Below are 23861 nucleotides of genomic sequence, written 5' to 3'. Positions count from 1 at the left end.
CCCGGTGGCCGACGTCGAGATCGGGACGCCCGAGATGGCCGAGGGCGGATCCCCCGACGGCGAGGTCCCGGTCTCCTTCACGGTGGGCGGGGAGCCCTTCACCGACGTCCTCTCCGTGCACGACTACGACGGGGACGGGATCGTCGAGCTCATCGAGGCGAGCGCGACCGTGCGCACGGGCGACGAGGTCGCGGGACTGGGCATGACCATCAACGGGGTCGAGATCGGCGAGGAGCAGGATCTCTACCTGCTGCCCGGCGGCTACGAGATCGCCTATGCCGTCGAGCACTTCGCCCCGGACTCCGACGAGCCGCTGCTCGTCGGCGAGCAGCACACCTCCCCGCAGTGGCCCGAGGCCGTGCTCACCGAGGACGGGCTGTCCGCCTTCCGCGGTGCGGTGCAGTCGGCCGTGGACGACTGCCTCGAGGCGGACACGCTCGAGGGCGGGTGCGGCATGGGCACGGTGCCGGAGACCAGCAGTGACGGATGGACGATGACGGAGGGCACCGTGCAGCGCACCCTCTCCGAGGAGGCCCAGCGCAGCATCGACACCATGGAGGCCACCCCCTCCTCCGACGAGCCCACGTCTGTGCGGGGGGAGTCCGTCGGCTCCGTGGAGACGACCATCGAGTGCACGAAGGACGGCCAGACCGGGACCTGCGAGCTGTGGCTCGGCGGCGGCATCAGCACGCCCTCGGTGGACATGGCCGACCCGGAGCTGCCCGTCACCTGGAGCTGAGCCGGTCCTGACGGCCTCAGCGCACCCCGTGCGGGAACTCCGCGGGCTCGCCGGGCCGGGGCGTCGGACCGAGATCGATGCCGTAGTCCCCGGCGAGGCGGAGACCGGTGCCCGTGAGGACCCCGTCGACGTCCTCGTCGAGGTGGAACACCCGCGCACCGCGCAGGCGGTGGACCTCCTCGCCGTCCAGGCCGTAGGCGCCGAAACCGGTCCCGGGCGCGTAGCCGAGCAGGATCCCGTAGTAGTCCGCGACGTAGCTGTTGACGTGGTCGTGCCCGACGAAGAGACCCCGCACGTCGCCGCGGTGCAGCATCGCGGCGAACATCCCCGAGTTGAAGGGGCCCGGGCTCTCCTCCTCGTTCCGCTCCCCCGTGATCCGGTGCCGGGTCACCGCGCGGGCGTGGTCGGCATCGGCGCGGGAGTCGACGCTCGCGAACCAGGCGAAGCGGTGCTCCCACAGAGGGATGTGCTGGAACACCAGGCCAGGGACCGGGGCGCCGGTGCGACGCTCGAGCTCCTGCGAGGCGGAGAGGTACCAGCCGACCTGGTCGGGGCGCAGCCAGTCCCAGGCGGGGCCGCCCTCGAAGTCCTGGCCGGCGATCTGCGCGGGGGCGTAGCGACCGGAGTCCAGCAGCCACAGCGCGAAGGCGTCCCTCGACCCGTCCGCCGAGCGCACCGTGAGCAGCTGGTTGCCGGTGCCGGTGACCCCCTCGGCCTGACGGGCGTTGACGTTGCAGCGGTACTGGCCGACGAAGGCGAGGTAGGCGGCCTCGTCGAGCCCGGTGCGCTCGGAGGAGTCCTCGTCGTGGTTGCCGAAGGTGAGCGCCCACGCGATCCCGCGATCCTCCATCGGACGCACCACGTTGTTGATGGCCTGCTTCGCCTCGAGCGCCGTGGACGGCGAGCCGTCGATGACGTCCCCGTTGAGGACGACGACGTCCGGGCGGACGTCCTCGAGCACGGCCTCCTGCAGCGCGATGGTGCGCCGGTCGGTGCGGTGAGAGTCCTGGGTGTCGTTGAACTGCACGGCCGTGAAGGTGCCGTCGTCGCGGAAGCGGAGCTGTGGGCGCACCGTCCCAGTATCTCGGATCAGCCGCAGCGCCTGCGCGAGGTCACGCCGGGAGGTCGCCGCGGGCGTCCTGCTCGGCCATCGCTCACCCCTGCGCCTCGCGCCCCCATTCCCGGGCGAAGGCCTCGCGCCGCCCTGCCTGCTCGACGGGGTCCGGCACCGGGAGGGAGGCGATGAGCTTCCGGGTGTACTCGTGCCGGGGCCGCTGCAGCACGTCGGGGCCGTGCCCGTCCTCGACCAGGTCCCCGCGGAACAGCACTCCGATGCGGTGGGCGAGGGAGTCCACCACCGCGAGATCATGGCTGATGAACAGCGCCGCGAAGCTCAGCCTCTCCTGCAGTGCGCGGAACAGCTCGAGCACGGTCGCCTGGACGGAGACGTCCAGCGCGCTGGTGGGCTCATCGGCGATCAGCAGCTCCGGATCCAGCACCAGGGCACGGGCCAGGGAGACCCGCTGCCGCTGCCCGCCGGACAGCTCGTGCGGGTACCGGCCCGCGTAGGCGCCCGGCAGCTCGACGGACTCGAGGAGCTCGCGCACCCGCGCGGTGCGTCGGCCGGCCGCCAGTCCCGGTTCATGCACGACCAGCGGCTCGGCGATGCACTGCTCGATCGTCAGGTGCGGGTTGAAGGAGGTCGCCGGGTCCTGGAAGACGAAGCCGATCCGACGGCGCACGGGCTTGAACGACTTCTCCCGCACCCCGTTCATCTCGTGCCCGAGCACCTGCAGACTGCCGCCCGTGGTGCGCTCGAGGCCCGCGATGGCGCGGCCGATGGTCGTCTTGCCGGAGCCGGACTCCCCCACCAGTCCGTACACCTCGCCGGCGCGGATCGTGAAGTCCACGCCCTTGACGGCGCGGAACGGCGGCTTGCCGAGTCGACCGGGGTACTCGATCACGAGGTCCCTCGCGACCACCACGGGGGCGGCGTCCTCGATCCCCTGCTGCTGGGCCGCGTCCAGCGCGGTCCAGGCCGAGCGGCGCCCGAGGTGCGGCACCGCTGCCAGCAGCTTCCTGGTGTACTCCTCGCGAGGCTCGGCGAACAGCTCCTTCACCCCGGCGCGCTCGATGATGCGGCCGTGGTACATGACCGCGACCGAGTCGGCGAGGTCCGCGACCACGCCCATGTTGTGGGTGATCACGATGATGGAGGTGCCGAAGCGGTCCCGCACGTCCCGCAGCAGGTCGAGGATCTCCGCCTGCACGGTGACGTCCAGGGCGGTGGTCGGCTCGTCGGCGACGATCAGCTCCGCGCCGAGGGCGAGGGCCATCGCGATCATGATGCGCTGCTTCTGGCCCCCGGAGAACTCGTGCGGGTAGCGGTCGATGCGCTCGGCCGCGTCGGGGATCCCCACCGACTCGAGCACCGAGATCGCCTCGGTGCGGATCTCCTTGCGGCTGATCCGGGGCCGGTGCGCGCGCAGACCCTCCCCGATCTGCCACCAGATGGGGAAGACGGGGTTCAGGGCGCTCGAGGGCTCCTGGAAGATCATCGAGACGTCCTCGCCCCGCAGGGCGCGCAGCCGCGCCCCGGACAGGCTCACCACGTCGGTGCCGGAGACCAGCACGGAGCCGGCGGCGTCCGCCGTCTCGGGCAGCAGACCGAGCACCGAGCGGGCGGTGACGGACTTGCCGGAGCCGGACTCGCCGACGATCGCGAGGATCTCTCCGGGCGCGACCTCGAGGCTGACCCCGTCCACGGCGTGCACGTCGCCGCCGTCGGTCGCGAAGTGGACGTCGAGGTCCTCGATGGCCAGGCGGGGCGGAACGGCCCCCGGGGAATCGGCGGGGGTCCGCGCGGGTGCGTCCGTCATGCCGTCGCCTCCTTCCGTGCGCTCTCGCGTGCGCGTCGGCGCTTGCGGCGGGTGCGCAGACGCGGGTCGTTGAGGTCGTTGACGGACTCGCCCACGAGGGTCACCCCGAGGACGGACAGCGCGATCGCCAGGCCCGGGAACAGCCCCGTCCACCAGATCCCGCTGGTGGCGTCGGCCATCGCACGGTTGAGGTCGTAGCCCCATTCGGAGGCGCTGGTGGGCTCGATGCCGAAGCCGAGGAAGCCGAGCGCCGCCAGGGTGAGGATGGACTCCGAGGCGTTGAGGGTGAAGATCAGCGGCAGGGTGCGGGTGGCGTTGCGCAGCAGATGGGTGCCCATGATGCGGCGATGCCCGGTGCCCACCACCTTCGCGGCCTCCACGAAGGGCTCGGCCTTCAGCCGCACCACCTCGGCGCGGATCACGCGGAAGTACTGCGGGATGAACACCACGGTGATCGACAGCGCCGCGGCGAGGATGCCGCCCCAGGCATCGGACTGCCCGCCGGAGATCACGATCGACATCACGATCGCCAGCAGCAGGGACGGGAAGGCGTAGATCGCGTCGGCGACCATCACCAGGACGCGGTCCAGCCAGCCGCCCACGTACCCGGACAGCAGGCCCAGCGCCACCCCGATGAACAGGGACGCGGCGACGGCGCACGCCATCACGGCGACGGCGGTGCGGGTCCCCCAGATCACGCGGGAGAGCACGTCGAAACCGGTCACCGTGGTGCCCAGCGGGTGGGCGGCCGACGGGGACTGCTGGGTGCCGAAGGACTCGCCGGCGCCGTCGGAGGTGTCGGCGAAGCCGTAGGGCGCCAGCAGCGGCGCGAGCAGCGCGGTGGCCAGCAGCACGCCCACCAGCACGAGGCCCGCGATCAGCATCCCCCGCTGCAGTCCGACGCTGCGGCGCAGGTGGCTGACGATCGGCAGACGCAGGTACCAGGGCGAGCGGGCCGTCTGGGCGACGGTCGCGGCCTCGGCCGCCAGCTCGGCATGGGCGTCGCCGCCCTCACCGGGCGGAACAGGGTTCGAGAGGGTCATCTCAGTACCTCACCCTCGGGTCGATGAGCGCGGCGATCACGTCGACCACGAAGTTGGACAGGGCCACGATGACCGCGAGCATCATGACGATGCCCTGCACGGCGACGTAGTCGCGGGCCTTCATGTACTGGGCCAGCATGTAGCCCAGCCCGTTCCATTCGAAGGTGGTCTCGGTGAGCACCGCGCCGCCCAGCATCATCGCGACCTGCATGCCCATCACGGTGATGATCGGGATCAGCGCGGGGCGCAGGGCGTGCCGTGTGGTCAGGCGCGACTCGGGCACGCCGCGGGAGCGCGCCGACTCGATGTACTGCATCTCCAGCGTGCCGATCATGTTCGTGCGCACCAGGCGCAGGAAGATGCCGCCGGTGAGGATCCCGAGCGCCACGGCGGGGAGCACCGCATGGCTGGCCACGTCGATCAGCAGCGGCACATTGCCCAGCCTCAGCGCGTCCAGCAGGTAGAACGGGCTGGGGTTCAGGATGGTGCTCATGGTGATCTCGCCGCGGGTGGAGATCCGCCCGGCGACCGGGAGCCAGCCCAGGCCCACCGAGAAGACGAGCTTGAGCAGCAGGCCCACGAAGAACACCGGGGTGGCGTAGCCGAGGATCGCGACGATCCGCAGCACCGCGTCGGGCCAGCGGTCACGGGTGCGGGCCGCCACCATGCCCATCGGCACGCCGATCAGCAGGGCGACCACCACCGCGTACATCACCAGCTCGAAGGTCGCCGCCCCGTAGGTGGTGAGGATCTCGGTGACCGGGGTGCGGTCGGTGTAGGTGGTCCCGAAGTCTCCTCGCAGCACGCCGCCCAGATAATCGAAGTACTGCACGATCAGCGGGCGGTCGTAGCCCGCCTCGGCGCGGCGGGCTGCGAGCTCACCGGGGGTGAGCCGGCCGCCGAGGGCGGCCGTGATCGGGTCGCCGGTGATCCTCATCAGGAAGAACACCACGGTCATCAGGATGAGGACGGTGGGGATGATGAGCAGGAAGCGGACCAGGACGTAGCGGCCCAGACCCCCCGACGCCCGCTTCCGCGAGCGCCGGGGCGGATCCTGGACCTCGGTGTCGGCAGCGGCGGTCACTTGGACAGCGGCGAGATGCGGAACTTGAAGGAGGAGTCGAGCGTGACGCCCTCGAGATCCGCCGTGGAGACCGCGATCTGGGCGCCCTGCAGCAGCGGCAGGGTCGAGATCTCCTCCGCCACGATGTCCTGGATCTGCACGAACAGCGCCTCGCGCTCGTCGGGGTCCTCGGTGCCGCGCTGCTGCGCGATGAGGTCGTCGACCTCCGGGTTCGAGAAGTGGTTGGCCAGGAAGTTCTCGGTGACGAAGAAGGGCGAGAGGTAGTTGTCCGCGTCCGAGTAGTCCGGGAACCAGCCCAGCTGGTAGGCGGGGTACACGTCGGAGACGCGGTCGTCGGAGTACTGGACCCACTCGGTGGACTTGAGGTCGACCTCGAACAGCCCGTCGGCCTCGAGCTGGTTCTTCACCGCCGCGTACTCGTCGCCCGAGGAGTTGCCGTAGTGGTCGGGGTTGTACTGCAGGCTCAGCGCCACCGGTGTCTCCACGCCCGCGTCCTCGAGGCGCTTCTTCGCGCGCGCGGGGTCCGGGCCGCCGGAGCCGTCGCCGTACATGTCCTGGAACTGGGTGCCGGCGCCGGGCAGGCCCTCGGGGATGTAGGAGTACAGCGGGGTGTAGGTGTCGTTGTACACCGACGTGGCGATCGCCTGGCGGTCCAGCAGGTCCGCGACGGCCTGGCGCACGGCCCGGGCCTTGTCGGGATCCGCCTCGTCGGTGTCCTCGCCGTAGGGATTGGTGTGGAAGTTGAACACGATGTAGCGGATCTCGCCGCCGGGCCCGTCGTGCACGGCGACGGCGTCGTCGTCCTCGAGGTCGGCGACGTCGGTCGCGGACAGCGAGCGCCACACGCAGTCGATGTTGCCCTGCTGGACGTCGAGCTTCATGTTGTTCTGGTCGGCGTAGTAGGACATCGACACGCTCGTGGTGGCGGGGGTGCCGAACAGGCCCTGGTAGCCGTCGAAGGCCTCAAAGGTGACGAGCTCGTTGATCTTCCAGCTGGTGATCGTGTAGGGGCCGCAGAACGCCTCGGCGGCGACGATCTCGTCGTCCGGGAGGATCTCGTCGGCGGGGAACACCTCGGCGTCGACGATCGGCCCGGCCGGGCTGCACAGCACGTAGGGGAAGGTCTGGTCGCCCGGTTCCTTGAGGTGGAACTCGACCACGAGGTCGTCGATGATCTCGACCTTCTCGAGGTTCCCCAGCAGGCTCGAGGGCCCGTTGGGATCGGCGATCGCCAGCTGCCGGTCGAAGGTGTGCTTGACGTCCTCCGTGGTGAGCTCGTTGCCGCTGGCGAAGGTGAGCCCTTCCTTGAGGGTCACGGTGTACACGTTGTCGCTCGTGAACTCCGCGGTCTCGGCGAGGTCCGGCTCGGGCACGCCGTCCTCGGAGCCGATCGAGGTGTTCATCAGGTAGGCGTAGCACTGGGTCCACACCGTCGAGGAGCCGTTGTCGTAGGCGGCCGCGGGGTCGAGCGCGGTGACCTTGTCGGTGGTGCCGACGGTCAGCGCCTCTCCGCCGCCTCCGCCGCCGGAGCCGCCGCCGTCCCCGCTGTCGGTGGTCTCCGCGCAGGCGGTCAGGAGCACGGGCACACCGGCCATGGTGAGCAGCACGGTGCGGCGCTTGGGGGTGAGGGCGGCGTCGAACATGGGTCCTCCAGGGATGGGGGAGGCGCCGCGGGGTCACGGCGTCGTCAGCGTGGGCGCGCCGCATGTGACGCAGCGCACCGAGGGGTGGCCTGCAACCTAACAGGGTCCGGAGCCCTCGCCGCGCACTGGGTCGGCATGGCGGTCCCCGTGACGAAAACGTTATGGGCGCGCCCGGTCCGTGCCGTTCCCGCGACGGATCCTCAGTCCTCCACCCGATGCCACCAGCGCAGCACCCGCAGCCCCTGCATGGTCAGCCAGGGCGACGGCTCCCCGACGGGCACGTCGACCTCGAACCAGGTCTCGCCCTCCAGGGCGTGCTGTTGCAGCCAGGTGCCGTCGGCCTGCTGCGCGTCGTGCACCATCTGCACCGCCGCCTGCATGCGAGGGTCGCGACGGCCCGTGCTGCGGAAGTGGTCCAGCGCCCTCAGCGCCGAGTAGATGTGCCGCGGCGGGTAGAGGAAGTGGTCCACCCAGGGGCCGACGATCTCGCCCGTCGTGCGGCGGCGCGTCAGGTCCCGCTCCAGGAGGTACTCCTCCCCCGCCCGCCGTGCGGCGCGGGCGGCCTCGGTGCCGCCGGTGCGCCGCTCGTGGTCCTCGAGGGCGCGCAGGGCGTTCAGCGTCGAGTGGAAGCTCGCGCGCGTGGACCCGTCCTCCCACTCGCAGTTCCAGCCGCCCTCGTCCATCTGGTGCTCGACGAACCAGGTGACCAGCGGCGCGACGTCCACGCCCAGCCAGAGGCCGTTGGAGAGCGTCATCGCGTTGATGCACACGTCCACCTCGCCGCCCCAGTACGGCAGGGAGGGATCGAACTCCCAGTGCGCGTGCTCGGCGAGCTTCCCCGCGGTGTCGCGGGCGAGCAGCGGCGCGGGGTCCGCGCCCCATTCGCGCAGCATCGTCAGCGACCAGGTGGTCGCGGTCCAGGGCTGGCCGGGCAGCTGCTGGTTCGCGGGGTCGTCGAGGAAGCCGGCGGGGAAGAAGGCGCCTCCGGCCCACAGCCCGGTCTCGGGGTCCTGGCGGGACAGCAGCGCGGCGCCGAACCCCTCGCGCGTGATGCGGCCCCGCGTGGCCTGCCACTGCTCCTCGGGCAGGTCCAGCAGGTCCCGCTCGACCTGCCAGCGCAGAGCCGGGTCGGTGTCGAGGAGCCAGGGGATCACGTCCAGGGCGTTCATGGCGTCCTTCACAGGGGGTAGGGACCGAAGCGCGACCAGGCGATCACCACCGAGAGGATCGCGAGCACGATCGAGGGAAGCGCGGCCAGCGGCCCGTCGCCGCGACGGACGTGCACCAGGGCCGCGAACACCATGGTGATCGCGAGACCGGCGGCCGCCATCGGCACGAGGATCGTGGCGATCCCGGTCAGCGCGGGGATGATCAGCCCGAAGGCGCCGAGGATCTCGAGCACTCCGATGCCGCGGATCACGGACTGGGGGAAGTCCTCGACGTAGGGGGTGCGGTCGATCTGCTGCTCGCGACCGACGACGAGCTTGGCGGCGCCGGAGCCGGCGAACACGGCGGCGAGCAGGAAGGCCAGGATCCACAGGAACAGGGTCATACGTGCGCCTCCTCGGACGGGGGTCCCCCAGTATCGCGCTCCGTGTGTCGCGTGTCACGTCGAGGGGTGGTCAGTCCCGGGCGCGGACCAGCCGCTCGTGGCCGCTCTCCTCGAGCTCGGCGATCTCCGCATTGCCCTTGAGGAAGTCGTTGAAGGACTTGAAGCCGATCGCCTTCTCGCTGAAGGACGGATCCATCCGGCGCATGTGGGACTTCACCGCGGAGGCGTGGAGCCACTCGCTGTCCCCGCGGTCGCCGAGCTGGAGGGCGCGCTGGAGCAGCCGGGTCGCCGCCTCGCGCGGATCCTCGGCGCTCTCGTCGTCCTCGGCGTCCTCCGCGGCATCCGCCGCCTCCTGGGCGGCGCGCTCGGCGACGCGCGCCCTCGCATCGGCGTCCGCGGAGCGGCGCGAACGACTGCGCGAGGCGCCCTTCCCGGGCTCGTCGGCGGCAGGCTTCTCCGCTCCGGCGGTGGTGGCGGCGTCGGCAGCGGTGGCGGCGTCGGTGGCGTCGGCGGTGGCGTCGACGCCGCCGTTCCCGGTGCTCCCGCCGCTCTCGCCGGTGCCGCTGCGACGCGAGCGCGACCTCTGCGGCTTCGAGGGTCGCTCCACGCCGGGCAGGTTCTCGTAGGACTCGAACTCGTCGCAGGCCGCGGCCAGCGACTTCGCGGTCGACCCCGCCACCCCCATCGCGATCACGTAGCGGCCCAGGCGACGGCAGCGCTGGGCGAGGGGCACGTAGTCGGAGTCCCCGGCGACGATCACCACGTGGGTGAGGTCCTGCATCAGGTAGAGGTCCTCGACGGTGTCGACGGCGAGGCGGATGTCCGCACCGTTCTTGGCGTAGGCGGCCGCGGGGAACAGCTGCACCAGGTCCACGGCGCGGGCCACCAGCTGAGTGCGGTAGACGGCGTTGACCGGCGAGGACCAGTCCGCATAGGCCCGGGTCAGCATGAGCGAGCCGAAGGACGCCGCGAAGTCGATGATCGCGCCGACGTCGACGGTCGCCTTGGCGAGCCGCTCGGCGATCTCCGGCTCGGTCGGGTCCTCGGCGATGCGGTGGCGGTCCCGGCTGTATGCCTGCCGCCCGTGGACGCGGTCGTACCAGGACATGACGATGTTGTCGAAGTCGAGGTAGACGGCGACGCGGGAATCCTGTGTCTCTGCCATGGCCCCAGTCTGCCCGGTGCGGGGACGGACTGCGGCCCGGCGCGCGTCGGGACGGGCGGGAGACGGCTCCTCCCACCACGACGTCGAGCGGAGCGCAGGAGGTTCTGCAGGACGCCGACACCGCCCCGGATCCGTTCCTGAGGCACTGCCCTCGGGCGCCGTGCGGACATTCCCCAGGACATTCTTCCGTCGCCTCTCCCGCACCGGTCCCCGACTCGGCGACCTCCCCCTCGCCGTCGCCCCCGCCGCCCGCCGACGGTCACGCACCGGACCCAGCACCTCGGGCTCACCAGGGGCGATGTCCGTCGGCGCGCCCTCGGCGCCCGCTGCCGACGGTCCGTCGCCGTGGAGGGGACGGCGGCCGCCCCTCCACAGAGGCGCTCCGTCCACGGCCGTCGATCCCCATTCTCCGGATACCCGCCGGAGACGTCACGGAGGTCCTCCACGGACCTTCCTCGACATCACCTTCCCCCGCATGATCGAGGTCTCCGACACGGGGTGCGGAGGGGTTGGACACAGAGCGCGGAATCTCTCCCGCACCCGCGCGAGAGCCTCGCAGGAGGGACGCGGGAAGGGGCGGGCTCAGGCGCTGCTCGACGAATCCTGGATCCGCAGCGACTGCCGACGACGGTGCACGGTGAGGTACTCGAGGCCGTCCTCCCCGGCACGGAAGCCGCGCACCGTGCGTCGCGGCAGCAGTGCGACGTCCCCGGGGCGCAGCGGCTCCTCGCCGTGCTCGAGCACCAGCACGCCGTCGCCGCGCACCACGTGGACCAGGGTGTCGACCTCGGCGCCGACGTGCGCGGGGATGGCGTCCCCGGCGGGCAGGCGGATCAGGTTCGAGTCCAGCTCGCGCCCGGGCTCGGCGATGGACCAGACGGCGCCGCGGCGCGGGGTGCCGGGCTGCTCGGACGTATTGGTGAGGATCGGCATGTCGTCTGCTCCCGAGGGTCGATGTCGCCTCCGAACGTACACCGGGGGCGACCTCCGCCCGATGCAGGGCGACCAGGGCTTTCCTAGTCTTCTCGGCATGAACGCCGCTCCCCCGCCGCTCGCCGCACCGCCCTCCACGCCGCTCGCCCCGGCCGCGCTGGTCGGGCTCGCCCTGCTGGGCGTGCCCCGTGTGATCCTCCACGACCTGGGCGTGCTGCACGAGGGCACGGCGGTCAACGACGTGTTCGTCGTGGTGCCGCCGCTGGTCTGGATCTCCGTGGTGCTCGCCCGACGGGTCCCGCGACCGTTCCTCACCCTCCTCTGCGTCGGCGTGCTCTACGGCGTGCTGCTGGCCCTCACCCATCAGCTGCTGTGGAGCACCGCGTTCGCAGGCGCGCCGCCCGCGCTCGGAGGGAACCTGGCGGATCTCGACCCGACGGTGCAGGCCATCGTGGTGCGCTCCTTCGCCGCGCTCTCGAGCCTGGTCACCGGCACGGGGGTGGGCGCCGTGTGCGGGCTGCTCGCCGCTCTGCTCAGCCGTCCGCTCGCGGCCGCGCGGCGGCGACGGCGACCAGGTCCGCGGCCGGACCGCTCAGTCGCCGGGGACCGTTCCACACCGCGGTGAGGAGACGACGCAGGGGCGGGCCCGAGACCGGCACCCTGTGCAGCTGGCCGGTCTCGAGCGAGGCGCGCACCGCGAGCATGCTGAGCACCGCGGGCCCTGCGCCGGAGGCCACCGCGATCCGGACCGCCGCGTTGCTGCCGAGCTCCTGGACCGGAGCGGTCCGCGCGGCCGCGGGCACCAGCTCCTCGAACGCGTCGCGGGTGCCGGAACCGCCCTCGCGCACCACCAGCGGGGTCCCGGCCAGCTCAGCGGGCTCCAGCGGCCGCTCCCGCCGCGCCCAGGGATGCTCGGGCCCGACGACCGCGACGAGCTCGTCCTCCCGCAGGGTCATCGCGTGGACACCACGGGGGACGTGCGGGGTCTCGACGAATCCGAGCCTCAGATGACCGGTGTGGATCCCCGCGAGCACGCGAGTGGAGTTCAGCACCTCGAGCTCGACCCGCACCCGGGGGCTGCTGCGCCGCAGCTCGGTGAGCCAGGCGGGCATCAGGTGCTCCGCGATCGTCATGCTCGCGCCGACCGTCAGCTCCCGGGCGCCCTCGTCGCGGCTGAGTCGCAGCCATGCGGAGAACTCCTCGGCCGCGGCGAGCAGCTCGCGGGCATGGGCCGCGTACAGCAGGCCGGCGGAGGTGGGTCGGGAACCGCGGGGGTCGCGCTCCAGCAGCGCGGTGCCCGCCTGCGCCTCGAGATGGGCGATCATGCGGGTCGCATTGGGCTGGTGCATGCCCCTCCGTCGCGCCCCGGCGCCCATCCCGCCCTCGTCGACGACCGCGACGAACAGTGCGAGAGCCTGCAGGTTCGGGAGCGGCTCAGTCATATCGCGATCATATGCCCTGGTCGCGAACTGCTGTCTACCGGGAGGAGGGTCCGGGTGGAACCGTGGCGACCATGCCAGGTACCGCCACCGCCGTCCCGCCGTCCCCGTCCACGCCCCGGCCCTCGTCCCCGTCCGGTGGCGCCCGGCGCTCCTCGGTCCTTCCGGGGCTGCTGCTCTCCCTGCTGGTCGCGGCCGGGTCGATCCTGCTGTCCCGTGCCCTGCCCGGGATCAGCGCGCTCGTCATCGCGATCGTGGTGGGCATCGTGCTCGCCAACGTCTCCGCGCTCCCGGCCGCCCTCCTCCCGGGACTCTCCGTCGCCGCGAAGAAGCTGCTGCGGGCCGGGATCGTGCTGCTGGGGCTGCAGGTGGTGCTCGGCGACCTGCTGGCGCTGGGGGCGCCGATGCTGCTGGTCGTGGTCGCGGTCGTCGGCGGCGGGATCCTGGGCACCATCGCCCTGGGCCGCGCGCTGGGCGTCGATCGCGGTCTCACCCTCCTGGTGGCCTGCGGCTTCTCGATCTGCGGCGCCGCGGCCGTGGCCGCCGCCGCCGGGGTGACCGACCCCGAGGACGAGCGCGAGGAGAGCACCGTGACCGCCGTGGCACTCGTGGTGCTGTGCGGCACCCTGATGATCGCCCTGGTCCCCGCCGTCGCCGCCCTGCTGCAGCTGCCGCCCGAGGCGGCCGGAGCCTGGGCGGGTGCGTCGATCCACGAGGTCGCCCAGGTGGTCGCCGCCGGCGGAGCGCTCGGCGGCGCGGCCCTCACTCTCGCGGTGATCGTCAAGCTGGCCCGCGTGGTGATGCTCGCCCCGGTGATGGCCGTTCTCAGCCTCCAGCAGCGCCGCCGCGGAGCCGCCGACGGGAAGCGGCCGCCCCTGGTGCCGCTGTTCGTGCTCGACTTCCTGGTGATGGTGCTGCTGCGCTCCCTGGTGCCGCTGCCCGCCGTCGTGCTCGGGACCGGCTCGCTGCTGCAGACGGGACTGCTCTCCGCGGCGATGTTCGCCCTCGGCACCGGGGTGACGGTCCGAGGGCTGCTGCAGGTGGGACCGCGCCCCTTCGCGCTCGCCGCGCTGTCCACCGCGCTGGTGGCCGCGATCGCCCTCGGCGGCGTGCTGCTCGCCTCCTGAAGGGCCACCCGTCCCTGGAGCCGCATCTGCGGCACTAGACTCTCCGTCATGACGCAACTGCGAGTACGAGACGCGGCGACCTTCCTCGGGGTCAGCGAGGACACCGTCCGCCGCTGGATCGACCGGGGAACCCTCGAGGCCGGCGCCGACGGCTCCGGACGGAAGGTGCTCGAGGGCACCGAGGTCGCGAGACTCGCCCGGGAGCTGGCCGTCGCGCCCGAGCTCCACGGCGCCACCGCCACCTCGGCCCGCAACCGCTTCGTGGGGCTGGTGACGACGGTCGTCATGGACACCGTGATGGCCCAGGTCGAACTGCAGTGCGGACCCTTCCGCGTCGTCTCGCTCATGAGCAGCGAGGCCGCTCGAGAGCTGGGCCTGGAGCCCGGCAAGGTCGCCAGCGCCGTGGTGAAGGCCACCCATGTCGTGGTCGAAGCAGAGCCCGACCAGCCCCGCGGAGGAGATGCCCGATGACCCCTGTCGCGTCCCGACTGGCCCGCCCGATCACCGCGGCGGCAGGAGTCCTCCTGCTGGCCGCCGGCTGCGGCGGCGCGGCCGACGCCCCGCCGTCGGAGGAGGCCGCCACGCTGCAGGTCTTCGCCGCCGCCTCCCTCCAGGAGCCCTTCGAGGAGATCGGCGAGCAGTTCGAGTCCGAGCACGAGGGGGTCGAGGTGGAGTTCAACTTCGCCGGCTCCTCGACGCTCGTCGAGCAGATCCAGCAGGGGGCCCCGGCCGACGTCTTCGCCTCGGCGGACACCCGGACCATGGACAAGCTCGTCGACGCGGACCTCCAGGCGGCCGACCCGGTGGACTTCGCCTCGAATACGCTGATGATCGCGGTCCCCGCGGGCAATCCCGCGGGCGTCGCCGATCTGCAGTCCCTCACCGCGGAGGACCTCAACCTGGTCGTCTGCGCACCCGAGGTCCCCTGCGGGGCGGCCACGCAGACCGTCCAGGAGGCGGCCGGTCTCGAGCTCTCCCCGGTCAGCGAGGAGCAGTCGGTCACCGACGTGCTGAGCAAGGTCACCAGCGGGGAGGCCGATGCGGGCCTGGTCTACGTCACCGACGTGCAGAAGGCCGGCGACGCCGTCGAGGGCATCGAGTTCCCCGAGGCGCAGGAGGCGGTGAACATCTACCCGATCACCACCGTGGACGGCTCCGCCGAGCCCGAGCTGGGTCGGCAGTTCGTGGACCTGGTGACCGGGGAGGCGGGCCAGGAGATCCTCGCCGAGCACGGCTTCGCCGGAGCATGAGGTCGCTGCCCCGCTGGGTGCTGATCCCCGCGCTGCTGGGCGGGCTGCTCGTCCTGCTGCCCCTGGTGGCCATGGCGCTCCGCGTCCGATGGGAGGACTTCGGGCAGCTGATCACCAGCGAGTCCTCCCTCGAGGCGCTGCGTCTGAGCCTGCAGACCTCGGCGAGCAGCGCCGTGCTCTGCGTGGTGCTCGGCGTGCCGATGTCGCTGCTGCTGGCGCGTTCGCGCTTCCGGGGTCTCTCGCTGCTCCGCTCGCTGGTGCTCATCCCGCTGGTCCTGCCTCCCGTGGTCGGCGGCATCGCGCTGCTGCACACCTTCGGCAGGCAGGGTCTGCTGGGGCGGCACCTCGAGGTGCTCGGCGTCCAGATCGCGTTCTCCACCACCGCCGTGGTGCTCGCCCAGACCTTCGTGGCACTGCCGTTCCTGGTGATCAGCCTCGAGGGGGCGCTGCGCACGGCCGGCACCCGCTACGAGGCGGCGGCGGCGTCCCTCGGCGCGCGGCCCTCACGGGTGCTGCTGCGCATCACCCTCCCGCTGGTGATGCCCGCGCTGCTCTCGGGGACGGTCCTCTCCTTCGCCCGGGCGCTCGGCGAGTTCGGGGCGACGATCACCTTCGCCGGCTCGCTCCAGGGCACCACTCGCACCCTGCCGCTGGAGATCTACCTCCAGCGCGAGAGCGACCCCGATGCCGCCGTCGCGCTGTCCTTCGTGCTGATGATCGTCGCCGTGCTGGTGATCGCGGTGGCCCGGCGGCGGGTGCCCGCATGAGCCTGTCGCTGGACGTCGCCGTCGACGAGCGCGCGGTCGAGCTCGCGCTCGAGGTCCCCCGCGGCGAGACCCTCGCCCTGATCGGCCCCAACGGCGCCGGCAAGTCCACGGCGCTGTCGCTGGTCTCGGGGGCGCTGCACCCCTCGAGCGGCACCGTGGAGCTGGACGGCCGCCTGCTCAGCGGTGCGCGCACCCGGGTGCCGCCGCACCGGCGCCGCGTGACCACCCTCAGCCAGGACCCGGTGCTGTTCCCGCACCTCACCGCGCTCGGCAACATCCGCTTCGGTCTGCGCTCCCAGGGGATGCCGCGCGCCCGGGCCCGCGCCGAGGCGCGGCGCTGGCTCGCGGAGCTGGGCATCCTCGAACTCGCGGACCGCCGGCCCTCCCGGCTCTCGGGCGGCCAGGCGCAGCGGGTCGCGATCGCGCGGGCGCTCGCGGCGGATCCACGGCTGCTGCTGCTGGACGAGCCGATGGCGGCGCTGGACGTCGACGTCGCCCCGACGCTGCGGGAGCAGCTGCGCGGCTTCCTCGACGAGCGCACCGCGATCATCGTCACCCACGACGTGCTGGACGCGCTCACCCTGGCCGACCGCATCGTGGTGCTCGAGCAGGGACGCGTGGTCGAGGAGGGGCCGACGCACGAGGTGCTGAACCGTCCCCGTTCGGCCTTCGCCGCCCGCTTCGCGGGACTGAACCTGGTCAGGGGTCGCTGGGACGGGGAGTCCGTGCTGCTCGAGGACGGCGCGCGCCTGCCCGCGCAGGTCCCGCCGACGGCCGTGCTCGGCGGCGAGGTCCTCGCCGCCTTCCGCCCTGCGGCGGTGCACCTGGTCGGCGAGGGCGGCATCCCCCGCACGGTGCGCAGCCTCGCCCCGCGCGGCGACCTGGTGAGGGTGAGCACCGGGGATCTCGCGGCGGACCTCCCGCCGCAGCAGGTCGCCTCGGGGCACCTCGCGCCCGGCAGCGCGGTGCGCCTGGCGGTCCCCACCGAGGCCGTGACAACCTACGGAGCATGATCGATCTGCGCGCTCTCCACCGCGACCTGCGCGCTCGGCACGGTCCGCAGGGCTGGTGGTGGCCGGGCGAGGAGCCCTTCGAGATCGCGATCGGCGCGGTGCTCGTCCAACGCAGCCGCTGGGAGCAGGCGGCCACGGCGCTCGCCCGTGTGCGGGAGGCAGGGCTGCTCGATGCGGCCGCCCTCGCCGCGGCCGAGGAGGAGCAGGTGCGGGAGCTGGTGCGGGCCGCCGGCTTCCCACGCTCCAAGCCGCGCCGGGTGCAGGCGCTGGCCCGCTGGTGGGACGAGCGGGCCGAGGCGGCGCACCGCCTGGACGATGCCCGGCTGCGCGACGCGCTGATCGGGATCGAGGGCGTCGGCGAGGAGACGGCGGATGCGATCAGCCTGTACTGCTTCTCCCGGCCCGCCTTCGTGTGCGACGAGTACGCGCGGCGCCTGCTGCGTGCACGCGGAGCCGAGGTGCCCGCCTCCTACCGGGCCTTCCGACGCGTGCTCGGGCCCGCGCTCGAGCGGGCTCGGTTCGAGGTCGCCGAGCTCGGGGAGCTCCACGGACTGATCGTCGAGGACGGGAAGCTCAGAGGGCGCTGAGCAGCTCCCCCACCGCCGCGTCGAAGGCGGCGGGATTCTCGAGGTTCGGGTAGTGCGCGGCCCCGGGGATCTCGACGTACCGCGCGGGGCCGGCGACGGAGCGGGCCAGGCGCCGCCCCATCGCGCGATGGTCGCCGCTGTCGAACTCACCGTCGACGGCGAGCACCGGTGCCGTGATCCGGGGCAGCCGCGCCCAGGTGTCGGCGACCGGGGTCGGGGGCACGGGCGGCACCGGCAGCCCGTCGGGCCCGAAGCGCAGGTGCTGGGTGACCGTGTCGCGCGCCATCGTGTCGATGAGCTCCCACACCGCGGGGTCGACGTCCTCACGCCGGCGCCGCGGACCGGCCGTGAAGCGCTGCAGGACCGCGATCCAGGCGTCGAGGTCGGTGCCCTGCTCGGCCTCCTTCCAGTCCGCGAAGGCCTGCAGCACCCAGGGGTCCGTGAACTCCGGCTCGCTGGTCCCGGTCCCGATGACCACCAGGGCCGCGACGCGGTCCGGATGCTCGAGGGCGAGGTCCGTCGCGGTGCCGCCGCCCATCGAGACGCCGATGGGCACGGCGCGCTCGAGGCCGAGGGAGTCCATCAGCGCGATGACGTCGTCGGCCAGTCGGTACGGGCCCTCGGCATCGGAGGACTCGCCGTGACCGCGGGCGTCGAGGGCGAGCACGCGGTGGTCGGGGAAGGCGGTGAGCTGCGGGTGCCAGCTGCGCTTGTCCACCGCGCCGCCGTGGAGCAGCAGGAGCGGCAGGCCGTCCGCCGGGCCGTTCTCGACGTAGGCGATGTGCTGGTCGGGGAGTTCGAGGTGCTGGGTCATCGGCAACATGACACCTAAGGTGTCATACTTGGGTCCATGACGACACCCCTTCCGCCCGATCGGCTCGCCGACCGCCTCGCCGAGGTCTACGTGGCGATCGGTCCCGTCTATCGACGGGTGGCCCGCATCGTGGATCGCGACGAGCAGCTCAGCGGGCTCTCCGTCGGGGTCCGCAACGTGCTGGACCAGCTGCGGCGCGGCGGGGACCTCACCGTGCCCCAGCTCGCCCGCGGCCAGGAGCTGAGCCGACAGTTCGTCCAGCGCACCGTCAACGACGCCCGGGAGGCCGGGCTCGTCGAGCTGCGCGAGAACCCCGCCCACCGCCGCTCCCACCTGGTGCACCTGACGCCCCCGGGCACGGCGGCGATCGAGGCCGTGATCGCCCGCGAGCGCGAGCTGCTGGGACGGGTGGGCGGCGAGCTCACCGGGGCCGAGATCGGCGCCGCGCTGCGGGTCCTGCACCACATGGACCAGGCGCTGATCGAGATCGAGAAGGGGCGGCCGGCGCGGTGACGGGGGCCGGCGGCGCTACCAGGTCGGGGCCGACGCGATCCGCCGCGACCGCACCGCGGGGGCACCGTCCAGGTCCCGCTCGACCAGGTCGACCTCCCTTACCCGGCGGCGCGGTGAGCGCGGGACCCGGAAAGTCCGGATCTGGTACGGCTCGAGGTCGACCCGCAGCCGGCGCCCGACGAGGTCGAGGTCGAGAACGGCCGAGGTGCGAACGCCCTGCGTCTCCACGGCCCGCACGATGACGTCCCCGCCCTCACCGTCCGCACTGCTGCCGTCCCCGCTGCCGCCGACGGGGCCCTCGCTGCCCTTGAGGGCGGTGATCATGGCCGCCCCTCCCCCGTCGGAGGCGAAGCTCGCCCGCGGGGGCAGGATCCCGTCGTGCGCGCTCTCCGTCATAGCGCGGACCGGCTGACGCAGCTCGGCCGCCCGACGGGTCGCGGAGGCATGGCGCCAGTCGCCGTCGTGCGGCACGAGCAGGTAGCGGAACGCCTGCCGCCCCTGGTCGTGGACGCCGACGTCGGACTCCGCGTCGAGCGGACGAGGGTCGTTCCACGCGTAGGCCGGCGAGCGCAGCGCGGTGATCCCGATGCTCGGACTGAATCCCGGGGACGGGCTGTCCGCCGGGCTCGTGTCGAAGCCGTGCTTGGCGGTGGTGATCACCGTGAGCCCTGCCGCCCGGCCGGCGGCGGTCGTCCCGCTGAGGTCCACCCAGCTCTGGGCGGGTTCCTCGGCGCCGTCGACGGGCCGGGCCATGGTCGCGAAGGGGATCTCATAGGTGGCCGCTGGTCCGGTCAGCGCCACGGGAAGGCGAAGCTTGAGCACCGTCATCGGCTCGCGCCAGTCGATCTCCACCCGCGCCTCGAGCGCGGTCCCGTCGGCGTGCAACACGAACTCCTCGACCACGGTCGAGGAGCGCCACCGCCGAAGCACCCGGATCGACGCCCGGACCGGGCCGGACTCGCCGAGCTCGACCCGTTCGACGCCCAGCTCCTCCCCGGGCAAGGCGTAGGTGACGACGTGGTGACCCCAGGTGTCACTGTCGTCGGCGCACACCTGGAGGTGCCCGCCGGAGGATCCCGAGAGCAGGTCGATGCCTCGCCCCTTGTCCAGCAGGGAGCCGAGCCACCCGGTCTCCGGATCCACCTCCGCGCGGAGGTGATCGTTCTCGAGCGACGTCCCGCTCGAGGTGAGAGAGGTGCTCGGTACCGTGCGCTCGGGAACCAGGCGGAACAGGGCGTACCCGGCGGCGGGCACCTCGGCGGTGAACGCGACGGCTCCGCGACCGGGGTGCTCCATCGAGGCCGCCGAACGGGTCGTCTGGGAGGGGACCTCGTGACCGTCGGCGTCGAGCACGCCGCCACGGAACGCTGCATCCATCCCGTAGTTCATGTCGACCGTGGTGCGCACCGCCCAGGGGTGCGGGTTGAGCACGAGGACGGGCTGGGTTCCCTCCTGGAAGGGGACCTCGATGTTCCGGGCGATGGCGCCGTGGGCGCGCGCCGTGATGCGGTGGGCGATCGAGATCGCCTCGCCGAGCTGGTCGCGGGCGTCGGCGTAGGCCGCCTCGATCGCGGAGCCGGGGAGCACGTCGTGGAACTGATTGAACAGCACCTGCTGCCACGCGCGGGTCAGATCAACACGGGGATCGGCCAGGGACGGGTTCGAGCGGCGGCCCAGCACATCGGCGATGACCGCCCAGCGCTCTGCCGTCAGCACCGCGTGCTGAGCCCTGACCTGCCAGGCCTTGATGCCGCTGTGCGCGGAGTAGCAGCCGGCGGCGTGGTGCTGCAGATCGCCCTCCCACCGAGGCAGCTCGAGCTCCTCCTCGTGGGCCCCGGCCCGCACCGCCTCGAAGAACGCCACCGGCGAGCTCAGCATCAGCTCGCCGTAGGTCCCCCTGTGCTGGTACCGGGCGATCGAGTCGAGGTTGGCGCGGGTGGGGCCGCCGCCGTGGTTCCCGACGCCGTAGAAGATCATCAGCGGGTCGACGGTGCGATCGAGCTGGGCGAGGCTCTTGTCGATCTGGTACGCGAGATCCCCCTCGGTCGAGCAGTACTCGAACGGGATCCGGCAGGCCAGGACCCACGATCCGTCCGGTGCCACCCACCGGAAGGGGGCGTCGGGGAGGTCGCCCGCCTCGTGCGGGCCCGGCCGGAGGAAGGTGTAGGAGTCCATCCCCTGCCCCCGCAGGATCGCCGGGATCATCGCGTGGTGGCCGAAGGGGTCGACGTTCATGCCGACGGTGGCGGCCTCCCCGAAATGTTCGAGGAGGAACCGCTGCCCGTACAGCCCCTGACGGACGAACGACTCGCCCAGCGGCAGGTTGCAGTCCGGCTCGACCCACCATCCCCCGGTGTTGACCCACCGTCCCTCGGCCGCCCGCTCGCGGATCCGCGCGAACAGCTCCGGGTCCTGCTCGCGGACCCAGTCGAGCAGCACGACCTGGTCGCAGGTGAAGACGAAGTCGGGATACTCCTCCATCCGGTCGATCGCCGAGCGGAAGGTCGCGCGGGCCTCCGCATAGCCCTCCTGCCAGGGCCACAGCCACACCGGGTCGATGTGGGAGTTGCCGATCATGTGGATCCTCCGGGCAGGGCGGGCCGGCACCGGGCCGGAGGGCGGTGCACCGGGGTCAGTCGTCATCGGGTCTGCTGCCGAGCGGGACGGGCTCGGGGCGGTCGCAGGTGCTGGTGATGCGGCGGGCCTCGCCGTCGGCGCAGGACTCCAGGATCCGGGTCATCACGTCGTTGACGTGGTGGCCGAACTCGGCCGACTGCCGGTGGGGCTCGCCGCGGCGCAGGGCGCGCGCCATGTCGGAGAGTCCCACGCCGCGGTCCGCGCCGACGAAGCCCGCCGTCGGCTCGACGGTGCGGAACTCCCCGCCCTCGCTCACCCTGACCGGGTCGTCGAAAGCGTTGGGATCGGGCACGAGCACCGTACCGGCGGTGCCATAGGCCTCGATCGGCGGCAGCGTCGTGGCGACCACGTCGTAGCTGGTCAGCAGGGTGGAGATGACGCCGCCGGCGTGGCGCAAGGTCGCCGAGACGAAGGTGTCGATGTCGACCGGCAGCTCCCGGCCGGCCTGTGGCGCGCCCTCGGGCACGATCCGGACGTCGCGTCCGCGGTCACCCTGGCCGTACACCGAGGTGATCGGGCCGAACAGCGACACCAGCGAGGCGATGTAGTACACCCCCATCTCCAGCAGCGGGCCCCCACCGGGCTGGTACATGAAGGCTGCGCCCGGATGCCACGACTCGAAGCCCTCGTTCAGCATGGTGGCGGTGGCGGCGATCGGCGTGCCGATGGTGCCGGAGTCGATCACCTGCCGCGCGGTCTGCAGGCCGGTGCCCAGGACGGTGTCCGGGGCGCTCCCGATCCGGCAGCCGCTCTCTCGCCCAGCACGCAGCAGGGCGTCGGCCTCCTCGCCGGCGGCGGCGAATGGCTTCTCCACGTAGACGTGCTTGCCGGCGCGCAGTGCCTCGATGCACAGGGGCGCATGGGCCCGCGGCGGGGTGATGTTGAGGACCGCGTCGACCTCCGGGTCGGCCAGCACCTCGGCCAGGTCGCGGCGGGGCACCCCCTGCTCGGAGGCCGCCTTCTCGGCCAGGTCCCGGTCGAGGTCGGTGACGCTGACGACCTCCACGTTGGACAGTCCCGCCAGGGTCGCGAAGTACGCGGCGCTGATCGATCCGCAGCCGAGCACGGCCACCTTCATCGGCTCGCCCATTCCAGTCCTCTCCCGATCAGTGCCGAGACCTCGGGTGAGGCCACGGTGTCCAGGTCATGTCCCGGAGTCGCCACGAACACGCGCCCTCGCCCCCAGTGCCGCACCCACACCGCCGGGGAGACCACCGGCCGGTGCCATGGCGTGCCGGGTCCGGCCGGCTGGGTGGTCGTGGCCAGGACGTCGACGTAGTCGTCCGCGAGGATCCAGTAGTTCTCCGAGACGAGCTCGAAATCGCTCAGCCCACGGGTCACGGGATGGTTCCTGCCAGCCTCGGTGAACTGCACCAGGTGCGGGACGTAGACCGACGGCTCGCCGTCCTCTCCCTCGCCCTCCGTGTCCCTCGGCGGGCCGGGCGGGTGCGCCGCGAAGACTCCTCCGACCAGCTGCATGAAGTCCGCGGTGCCGGGGAACGAGCCGGTGATGCCGCCGTGCCATCCGGCCAGTCCGGTGCCCGCGGCGACGGCCCGCGACAGCCCCGCCATCTCCTCACCGGTGATCTCTCCCCCGGTGATGCACTGGACGATCAGGTCCACCTCGGCGAGCAGGTCGGCGTCGGCATACACCGCGGGCCCTTCGCTCCGCTGCACTGTGAAGCCGACGCCCTCCAGGTGACGGGCGAAGTGCTCGGTGGTCGGGACGGGCTCGTGCCCGTCCCAGCCGCCGCGCACGACGAGGGCGCGGCGCGAAGCCGGCGTGGTCATGCGCTCTCCTCCTGGCGTTCCGGGGGACTGCTGGGCAGGCGGATCGGCTGTCGGCGATAGGTGCCGGGGGTGACGCCCGTGGCGCGCCGGAACTGACGGTGGAAGTGGGCGAGGTTCCCGAACCCGCACCTCCAGGCGATTGTGCCCACCGGTTCGTCGCTGCCGCTCAGCAGGCGGCAGGCGGCGGCGATCCGCGTGTGGTTGAGGAAGTCGGTGATGGTGCGGCCCGTCTGCTGGCGGAAGAACCGGCTGGTCGCGGTCGGGCTGAGGCACGCCACCCCGGCCAGGTCGTCCAGGGTGATCGGCTCGCCGATGTGCTGGTCGATGTGGACCAGCATCGCGTCCAGTCGCGTCATCATGCTGCGACCGAGGCGCGGTTGGTACCGCAGGCTGCTGAGCTCGTGCCCGTCCTCCCGGTCCGCCAGCGAGATCAGGTGGCCCAGCAGCCCGTGGGTCCTGAGTGCCGGCCCCGAACGGTAGGTGCTCCACCACTGCTCGAGGTCGTCGACGCGGAAGAGCATGCCCCGCCCGCTGCGGTCCAGCAGCCGCGCGATCTCGACGAACTCGGGCCGCTCGGTCCATCCCTCGCCCAGCAGGTCCCCGCCGAACTGGCAGCACAGCGAGGCCGCGGGCCCGTCGCTGACGAAGGTGTGCGGGAGGTTCGGGCCGACCAGCACCAAGTCCCCGACCTCGAACTCCTCGATCGCGTCCCCCACGTACAGGGTGCCCGCCCCCTCCACGATCACGGTGATCTCGTACTCGGGGTGGAAGTGCCACATGTAGCCGAACTGATCCGTCCGGTGGAACATCCGCCAGCTGTGGCGATCCCCGGACTCAATGCGTTCGTACCGCGCATCGTGCATGCCGCCGATGGTACTCAGCAGG

Annotated in this window: 24 protein-coding genes; 9 read left to right on the top strand and 15 right to left on the bottom strand. The window is 72.4% G+C overall.

Going from position 1 to position 23861, the window contains the following annotated elements; translation table 11 throughout:
- Nucleotides 1-739, top strand: a 739-nt coding sequence (locus ACT3SP_RS15155; protein WP_444588137.1) for a hypothetical protein, incomplete at its 5' end; no start/stop codon positions are given.
- A gap of 16 nt (nucleotides 740-755) precedes the next feature.
- Here the strand turns inward: ACT3SP_RS15155 and ACT3SP_RS15150 are convergent.
- From ACT3SP_RS15150 to ACT3SP_RS15110, 9 genes are all read right to left on the bottom strand, one after another.
- Entirely contained in the window at nucleotides 756-1811 is a 1056-nt protein-coding gene (locus tag ACT3SP_RS15150) for a metallophosphoesterase family protein (protein WP_444588136.1), read from the bottom strand.
- Nucleotides 1812-1893: 82 nt separating this feature from the next.
- Nucleotides 1894-3618 carry an ABC transporter ATP-binding protein gene (locus ACT3SP_RS15145; protein ID WP_444588135.1) on the bottom strand — a complete coding sequence of 575 codons (1725 nt, stop codon included), beginning with the start codon at nucleotides 3616-3618 and terminating at the stop codon, nucleotides 1894-1896.
- Entirely contained in the window at nucleotides 3615-4661 is a 1047-nt protein-coding gene (locus ACT3SP_RS15140; RefSeq protein WP_444588134.1) for an ABC transporter permease, read from the bottom strand. Before ACT3SP_RS15140 ends, ACT3SP_RS15145 begins: the two co-directional genes overlap by 4 nt.
- 1 nt (nucleotide 4662) lies before the next feature.
- Nucleotides 4663-5745 (bottom strand): ABC transporter permease, encoded by a 1083-nt coding sequence (locus tag ACT3SP_RS15135; RefSeq protein ID WP_444588133.1) that lies wholly within the window; start codon nucleotides 5743-5745, stop codon nucleotides 4663-4665.
- On the bottom strand, nucleotides 5742-7388 hold the full coding sequence (locus ACT3SP_RS15130; RefSeq protein WP_444588132.1) for an ABC transporter substrate-binding protein: 1647 nt from the start codon (nucleotides 7386-7388) through the stop codon (nucleotides 5742-5744). The genes ACT3SP_RS15135 and ACT3SP_RS15130 overlap by 4 nt, the downstream gene beginning before the upstream one ends.
- Before the next feature lie 200 nt (nucleotides 7389-7588).
- Complete coding sequence (locus tag ACT3SP_RS15125; RefSeq protein ID WP_444588131.1) at nucleotides 7589-8557, bottom strand: squalene cyclase; 969 nt, start codon at nucleotides 8555-8557, stop codon at nucleotides 7589-7591.
- An 8-nt stretch (nucleotides 8558-8565) separates the two neighbouring features.
- Nucleotides 8566-8940, bottom strand: coding sequence for a DoxX family protein (locus ACT3SP_RS15120; protein WP_444588130.1), 375 nt, complete (start codon nucleotides 8938-8940; stop codon nucleotides 8566-8568).
- A 70-nt stretch (nucleotides 8941-9010) separates the two neighbouring features.
- The gene (locus tag ACT3SP_RS15115; protein WP_444588129.1) at nucleotides 9011-10105 is read right to left on the bottom strand and encodes an NYN domain-containing protein; all 1095 of its coding nucleotides are present in this window, start codon (nucleotides 10103-10105) and stop codon (nucleotides 9011-9013) included.
- Between the two features lie 582 nt (nucleotides 10106-10687).
- Nucleotides 10688-11038 (bottom strand): cupin domain-containing protein, encoded by a 351-nt coding sequence (locus tag ACT3SP_RS15110; protein WP_444588128.1) that lies wholly within the window; start codon nucleotides 11036-11038, stop codon nucleotides 10688-10690.
- A gap of 97 nt (nucleotides 11039-11135) precedes the next feature.
- Here ACT3SP_RS15110 and ACT3SP_RS15105 point away from each other — a divergent pair, with 97 nt between their 5' ends.
- Nucleotides 11136-11663, top strand: coding sequence for a hypothetical protein (locus tag ACT3SP_RS15105; protein WP_444588127.1), 528 nt, complete (start codon nucleotides 11136-11138; stop codon nucleotides 11661-11663).
- Here ACT3SP_RS15105 and ACT3SP_RS15100 read toward each other — a convergent pair.
- Nucleotides 11572-12480 carry a LysR family transcriptional regulator gene (locus ACT3SP_RS15100; RefSeq protein WP_444588126.1) on the bottom strand — a complete coding sequence of 303 codons (909 nt, stop codon included), beginning with the start codon at nucleotides 12478-12480 and terminating at the stop codon, nucleotides 11572-11574. The two genes, ACT3SP_RS15105 and ACT3SP_RS15100, sit on opposite strands and share 92 nt — an antisense overlap.
- A 71-nt stretch (nucleotides 12481-12551) precedes the next feature.
- Between ACT3SP_RS15100 and ACT3SP_RS15095 the strand changes: the two genes are divergently transcribed.
- Genes ACT3SP_RS15095 through ACT3SP_RS15070 form a run of 6 tightly spaced genes read left to right on the top strand, consistent with a single transcriptional unit; the run spans nucleotide 12552 to nucleotide 17221 of the window.
- Nucleotides 12552-13604 (top strand): YeiH family protein, encoded by a 1053-nt coding sequence (locus ACT3SP_RS15095; protein WP_444588125.1) that lies wholly within the window; start codon nucleotides 12552-12554, stop codon nucleotides 13602-13604.
- A 48-nt stretch (nucleotides 13605-13652) separates the two neighbouring features.
- Nucleotides 13653-14075 (top strand): TOBE domain-containing protein, encoded by a 423-nt coding sequence (locus ACT3SP_RS15090; protein ID WP_444588124.1) that lies wholly within the window; start codon nucleotides 13653-13655, stop codon nucleotides 14073-14075.
- Complete coding sequence (gene modA, locus ACT3SP_RS15085; protein ID WP_444588123.1) at nucleotides 14072-14854, top strand: molybdate ABC transporter substrate-binding protein; 783 nt, start codon at nucleotides 14072-14074, stop codon at nucleotides 14852-14854. The genes ACT3SP_RS15090 and modA overlap by 4 nt, the downstream gene beginning before the upstream one ends.
- Nucleotides 14851-15621, top strand: a complete 771-nt coding sequence (locus tag ACT3SP_RS15080; RefSeq protein ID WP_444588122.1) for an ABC transporter permease — start codon at nucleotides 14851-14853, stop codon at nucleotides 15619-15621. Before modA ends, ACT3SP_RS15080 begins: the two co-directional genes overlap by 4 nt.
- Nucleotides 15618-16634, top strand: coding sequence for a sulfate/molybdate ABC transporter ATP-binding protein (locus tag ACT3SP_RS15075; protein ID WP_444588121.1), 1017 nt, complete (start codon nucleotides 15618-15620; stop codon nucleotides 16632-16634). Before ACT3SP_RS15080 ends, ACT3SP_RS15075 begins: the two co-directional genes overlap by 4 nt.
- Nucleotides 16631-17221: an endonuclease III gene (locus tag ACT3SP_RS15070; protein WP_444588120.1), complete on the top strand. Its 591-nt coding sequence runs from the start codon at nucleotides 16631-16633 to the stop codon at nucleotides 17219-17221. Before ACT3SP_RS15075 ends, ACT3SP_RS15070 begins: the two co-directional genes overlap by 4 nt.
- Here ACT3SP_RS15070 and ACT3SP_RS15065 read toward each other — a convergent pair.
- A complete protein-coding gene (locus tag ACT3SP_RS15065) occupies nucleotides 17208-18035 on the bottom strand; it encodes an alpha/beta fold hydrolase (protein WP_444588119.1) in 828 nt (275 codons plus the stop codon). The genes ACT3SP_RS15070 and ACT3SP_RS15065 overlap by 14 nt on opposite strands.
- Before the next feature lie 36 nt (nucleotides 18036-18071).
- Here ACT3SP_RS15065 and ACT3SP_RS15060 point away from each other — a divergent pair, with 36 nt between their 5' ends.
- Nucleotides 18072-18548: a MarR family winged helix-turn-helix transcriptional regulator gene (locus tag ACT3SP_RS15060; RefSeq protein WP_444588118.1), complete on the top strand. Its 477-nt coding sequence runs from the start codon at nucleotides 18072-18074 to the stop codon at nucleotides 18546-18548.
- Between the two features lie 15 nt (nucleotides 18549-18563).
- Here ACT3SP_RS15060 and ACT3SP_RS15055 read toward each other — a convergent pair whose 3' ends face one another.
- The 4 genes from ACT3SP_RS15055 to ACT3SP_RS15040 are packed head-to-tail and all read right to left on the bottom strand — an operon-like array spanning nucleotide 18564 to nucleotide 23839.
- A complete protein-coding gene (locus tag ACT3SP_RS15055) occupies nucleotides 18564-21125 on the bottom strand; it encodes an alpha-mannosidase (RefSeq protein ID WP_444588117.1) in 2562 nt (853 codons plus the stop codon).
- 55 nt (nucleotides 21126-21180) lie between these two features.
- Nucleotides 21181-22275: a Gfo/Idh/MocA family protein gene (locus tag ACT3SP_RS15050; RefSeq protein ID WP_444588116.1), complete on the bottom strand. Its 1095-nt coding sequence runs from the start codon at nucleotides 22273-22275 to the stop codon at nucleotides 21181-21183.
- Complete coding sequence (locus ACT3SP_RS15045; protein ID WP_444588115.1) at nucleotides 22260-22976, bottom strand: ThuA domain-containing protein; 717 nt, start codon at nucleotides 22974-22976, stop codon at nucleotides 22260-22262. The genes ACT3SP_RS15050 and ACT3SP_RS15045 overlap by 16 nt, the downstream gene beginning before the upstream one ends.
- Complete coding sequence (locus ACT3SP_RS15040; protein WP_444588114.1) at nucleotides 22973-23839, bottom strand: helix-turn-helix domain-containing protein; 867 nt, start codon at nucleotides 23837-23839, stop codon at nucleotides 22973-22975. The genes ACT3SP_RS15045 and ACT3SP_RS15040 overlap by 4 nt, the downstream gene beginning before the upstream one ends.
- Nucleotides 23840-23861: the final 22 nt, after the last annotated feature.

The sequence above is a fragment of the Brachybacterium sp. AOP43-C2-M15 genome, assembly GCF_052446295.1.
Classification (GTDB): domain Bacteria; phylum Actinomycetota; class Actinomycetes; order Actinomycetales; family Dermabacteraceae; genus Brachybacterium.
This window is presented reverse-complemented; position numbering and strand designations above follow the sequence as displayed.